Origin of the sequence: Parendozoicomonas verongulae, from assembly GCF_009711465.1 — a bacterium.
Classification (GTDB): domain Bacteria; phylum Pseudomonadota; class Gammaproteobacteria; order Pseudomonadales; family Endozoicomonadaceae; genus Sansalvadorimonas; species Sansalvadorimonas verongulae.
In genome coordinates this window covers 867-1,547 of the sequence record NZ_SMME01000719.1, presented here as the reverse complement: position 1 = coordinate 1,547, position 681 = coordinate 867, and the positions used below count along the sequence as shown (strand labels likewise).

Below are 681 nucleotides of genomic sequence, written 5' to 3'. Positions count from 1 at the left end.
GTGAGACAGTACGTTAGCCTTCTGCCCCCCATCCCCTTTCAGATACCCATCGGAGTGGTTAGGGTGGCTATTTATGCATAATTTTACCCCCCCCTCACTATCCGCAGCAGGATGGGGCTGCACCAGATGGGCTACTTTCTGATTTTGCATATCCAGAATGTCCATATTAGTCCACACAAAAGCATGCATTCGTGTTTCCCGAGGCTGGTTAACTACTATGTGCCATTGCCTATGATAAGAATCGAAAGAGGGGGATGTGACGCTGGGTGATCCGGCATACTGGCACTGGATACGCCGGTAACTTGCGAATAACGGATCGTTGGCCGTTTGATCATGTTTATCCTTTTCTTTGCAACGTAAATATTTCTGAAATTTGTTATAAGGCAAGGCTAGATAAATAGTGGATGAATCACTCTGGGAATCCTCTGGTTGATAAATGGGGCCAGTGGAGCCTGGTTGGGGAACCAGCGTGACGGGAGTGTTAGCAGAGCTGGCCAGCAGGGTCATATTTTGCATAAAGCGACAACCCTGTTCGTGCGCGTTCAGCTCTCCGGCAGTGAATCTTTCAAAGCAGCGATCACAGTCTACAAGCCTTTGCGGGCACTCTAATCTGTCATGCCGGTAGAGTTCTGATCGAGGAACAGCGTAGTGGCACAGAGGGCAGTCTACCGGGTAACCGTA

Annotated in this window: 1 protein-coding gene; it reads right to left on the bottom strand. The window is 49.5% G+C overall.

Going from position 1 to position 681, the window contains the following annotated elements; genetic code table 11:
- On the bottom strand, nt 1-189 hold a 189-nt coding region (locus tag E1189_RS25165), incomplete at its 3' end, for a hypothetical protein (protein WP_230460127.1).
- Between the last annotated feature and the right edge of the window lie 492 nt (nt 190-681).